This window comes from Aestuarium sp. (genome assembly GCF_023253315.1).
Classification (GTDB): domain Bacteria; phylum Pseudomonadota; class Alphaproteobacteria; order Rhodobacterales; family Rhodobacteraceae; genus Marivivens; species Marivivens donghaensis.
This window is the reverse complement of sequence record NZ_JALRGW010000055.1, coordinates 1-3,436: the sequence shown is the minus strand read 5'-3', so window position 1 is coordinate 3,436 and position 3,436 is coordinate 1. Positions and strand designations below refer to the sequence as shown.

5 protein-coding genes are annotated in these 3,436 nt (G+C 50.4%); 3 read left to right on the top strand and 2 right to left on the bottom strand.

Annotated elements, in window-relative coordinates:
- The coding region (locus tag AC1QQ2_RS13905) for an NAD(P)-binding domain-containing protein (protein ID WP_479713576.1) at positions 1 to 243 on the bottom strand (243 nt) is incomplete at its 3' end.
- A gap of 131 nt (positions 244 to 374) precedes the next feature.
- Between AC1QQ2_RS13905 and AC1QQ2_RS13900 the strand changes: the two genes are divergently transcribed.
- Together AC1QQ2_RS13900 and AC1QQ2_RS13895 are read left to right on the top strand one after the other, a co-directional pair.
- A complete protein-coding gene (locus AC1QQ2_RS13900) occupies positions 375 to 830 on the top strand; it encodes an Lrp/AsnC family transcriptional regulator (protein WP_479713575.1) in 456 nt (151 codons plus the stop codon).
- Positions 827 to 1,282, top strand: coding sequence for an Lrp/AsnC family transcriptional regulator (locus AC1QQ2_RS13895; RefSeq protein WP_479713574.1), 456 nt, complete (start codon positions 827 to 829; stop codon positions 1,280 to 1,282). The genes AC1QQ2_RS13900 and AC1QQ2_RS13895 overlap by 4 nt, the downstream gene beginning before the upstream one ends.
- 41 nt (positions 1,283 to 1,323) lie before the next feature.
- On the opposite strand, the gene AC1QQ2_RS13890 is transcribed toward AC1QQ2_RS13895, so the two are convergent.
- Positions 1,324 to 2,580: an NAD(P)/FAD-dependent oxidoreductase gene (locus AC1QQ2_RS13890; RefSeq protein WP_479713573.1), complete on the bottom strand. Its 1,257-nt coding sequence runs from the start codon at positions 2,578 to 2,580 to the stop codon at positions 1,324 to 1,326.
- A gap of 136 nt (positions 2,581 to 2,716) precedes the next feature.
- On the opposite strand from AC1QQ2_RS13890, the gene AC1QQ2_RS13885 reads away from it, so the two are divergent.
- Positions 2,717 to 3,436: aminotransferase class V-fold PLP-dependent enzyme (locus tag AC1QQ2_RS13885; RefSeq protein WP_479713572.1), on the top strand; the 720-nt coding region annotated here is incomplete at its 3' end.

Genomic DNA, 3,436 nt, shown 5'->3' with positions numbered 1-3,436 from the left:
CATGGTGAACATGATGACGTCGCACCATGCGGCCGCTTCGGCGATGCCCATGACTTTTAGGCCTTCTGCCTCTGCTTTCTTCGCAGAAGGGGATCCTTCGCGCAGGGCAACGACAACGTTTTTCGCGCCAGAATCACGCAGGTTCAATGCGTGTGCGTGACCTTGGGAACCATAGCCCAAGATTGCCACTTTTGCTTCTTTGATTAGGTTTACGTCGCAATCGCGATCATAATATACGCGCATGATATTTTCCTTATCTCATGTGGTGATGGGCGCAGAATATGGATATTCTCGGAATAAAGGTATCTTTGTTGCTGTTTATTCCTAAAAATACGTGATATTAATTCGTAATTTTGCGAATTTAGGTAAAAATTATGCTCGATGATCTGGATCGGCGTATTCTGCGCCATTATCAGGTGAACCCGTCGATGACGATGGCGGAATTGGCGGATCGTGCCACAACGACACCTGCCGTCGCGTCGCGTCGTTTGGCACGGTTGCGTGACGACGGGGTCATTAGAGGGCGCGAGATTGTCATTGATTGGCATGCCTTGGGGTACGAGGTCGAGGTATCGTTGCGCATTACCTTGGATAAAACCCAACCACGGGCGTTTGACGATTTTATCGAAGCGGCGCGCGTGGTGCGCGAGGTGATTGAGATCCAGACCTTTCTGGGCCGTGTCGATGTGCGGTTGTCTGTCATTGCCCGCGATATGCCGCATTATCAGACCATCTATCGCAATCAAATCCTGACGCTGCCGCACATTGCCGAGATCGAAGCATTGATGCATGTCGCCCGTATCAAAACCGCCGAAGGTTTGCCGATATGATTGAATTGGATGACATCGATCGCGCGATTTTGCGCGACCTTTCCCGTGATGCTGGAAAAAGTGCCGGTGCATTGGCCAAAGAATTGGGCCTATCGCAACCCGCAACATGGCGCCGTATCAAACGATTGTCAGATCTTGGCGTGATAAAATCCGAACGTCTGGTGTTGGATCAAGAAAAGCTTGGTCTCGGTGTGACGGTTTTCTTGGGCGTTAAATTGGCTACGAAAGGTCGCATTAGCTTGGAGGATTTCGAACGCGCCGTGACCGCCATCCCCGAAGTGCAAACGGTCGAACACGTGTTGGGCATGTATGATTACCGTCTGCGCGTCGTGGCCCGCGATATTTCCGATTTTGAACGGGTCCTGCGGCGGCGGATCATGACCTTGCCAGGGGCAGGGGACCTAGAGGCGAATGTTCTATTATCCGAAGAAAAGCGCCTAGGCCCATTATGAAAAACGCCCGCGCGGTGCGGGCGTTCTGTATTAAATTATCGTTATGCTTTTGGCGCAGTTTTTGGGGCAACCAGCCATTCGCGCCCCTTGAGCATTGCGTTCCAATACATCCACGGCAACAGGCCTGCTTTTAGCACCCACGCCAATTTGCGGGGTTTTGTGCTGTCCCAGGGGAAGGATGGAATAATTTTTCCGCCATAACCGAATTCGGCCAAGATCACTTTGCCGTTTTCAACTGTCAATGGGCATGATCCATATCCGTCGTAATGATACACAGGATCTTGGCCATTCATCACGCGCAACAGGTTTGCCGCAACGATGGGTGCTTGTTTACGGGCTGCGGCAGCGGTTTTTGCGTTCGCTGTGGAACAGGCATCACCCATACCAAATATGTTTTTATATTTCGTGTGTTGTAGCGTATATTGATCAACATCGATCCAACCCGCATCGTTTGCAATCGGGCTCCCAACGACAAAATCATGGCCCGTTTGTGGCGGAACAACATGCAACATGTCGAATTTCTTATCGACCGTCGTACGATTGCCGTCTGCGTCGGTGCCCTCGAAAGTTGCGATTTTCGAGTCGCCGTCGACCTTGATTAATTTGCTGTTCATGGTTAATTTTGCACCGTATCGGTTCACGTATTCCATCAAAGGTGGAACGTAATCTGCCACCCCAAACAGGCTAGGGCCGGCATTGCAGAATTCAACATCAACGTTTTTCAATGCTCCTTGCTTTTCCCATTCAGAGCACGACAGATACATCGCCTTTTGTGGCGCACCTGCGCATTTGATCGGCATAGGGGGCTGGGTAAAGATGGCTTTGCCGGCTTTGGTTTTTTGAACCAATTTCCACGTGTAAGGCGCTAAATCGAAACGATAGTTCGATGTTACGCCATTTTTGCCCAGAGTTGCCTCTAACCCTTCGATGCCGGCCCAGTTCAGTTTCAGACCGGGGGACGCAACCATATAATCATAGGTCACACTGCGCCCGTCTTGCAACGTGACGCTGTTGCTGTCTGGATCAAAGGACGCAACCGCCGCTTTGATGTGTTTGACGCGCGATGGCATGACCGAATGGGTTGGGCGAACTGTTTGTTGGGCATGAAATATGCCGCCGCCAACCATTGTCCAGCCAGGTTGGTAGAAATGGTCATCATTTGGTTCAATAATGGCAATGTCCAATGATTTGTTGCGTTTTAGTAAGCTGGACGCCGCTGCAATGCCACCCGCGCCGCCACCAATGATTAAGATTGAATGATGCATAATAGTCTCCACTTTGTGGCCGACGGTATACATTTATCCGGAAAAATCAATTAAAAAATTCACAAATTTGAATGTATTGCACTTGGCCGAAAACGGTATGCCAAAGTAGACTTTGCGTTTCAAGACATTCTCGGATACGACTTTTTCAACCAAAGTATAGGAGTCCCTCATGTCTGCCCTACTAAACTCTGTCGACCCAGATGGCTTGTTAGAATTTTCCGTAGTGTTCACGGATCGTTCCTTGAACCACATGTCCAAACAGTTTCAAACCGTCATGCGCGACATATCAGCGATGTTGAAAGAGGTCTATAACGCGGATGCAACCGCATTGGTCCCAGGTGGCGGCACTTATGGGATGGAAGCAGTTGCACGTCAGTTTGGCCAAGACTCCAAAATTCTCGTGGTGCGAAACGGTTGGTTTTCCTATCGCTGGAGCCAGATTTTTGACGCCGCGAAAAATGCGCAAACCGTTGACGTGCTCAAGGCACGCCGTGCCGGAAATGGAACCGCAGAGCCTTTCCAACCTGCTCCCATTCAAGAAGTCGAGGCAAGAATTCACGATACCCGACCCGATATCGTGTTCGCTCCGCACGTGGAAACATCTGCGGGTGTGATCTTGCCAGAAGAGTATATCAAACGCATGGCCGCGGCGGCACATGACGTGGGTGCGCTCATGGTTCTAGATTGTATCGCATCTGGCTGCGCTTGGGTCGATATGAAGGCAACGGGCGTTGATGTTCTGATTTCGGCACCGCAAAAAGGTTGGTCAGCGTCGCCCTCAGCTGGCCTTGTAATGTTGTCCGACCGTGCGGTAGCACGCATGGAAAATACGACATCAGACAGTTTTGCAATTGATTTGAAAAAGTGGCACTCGATTATGCAGACCTAT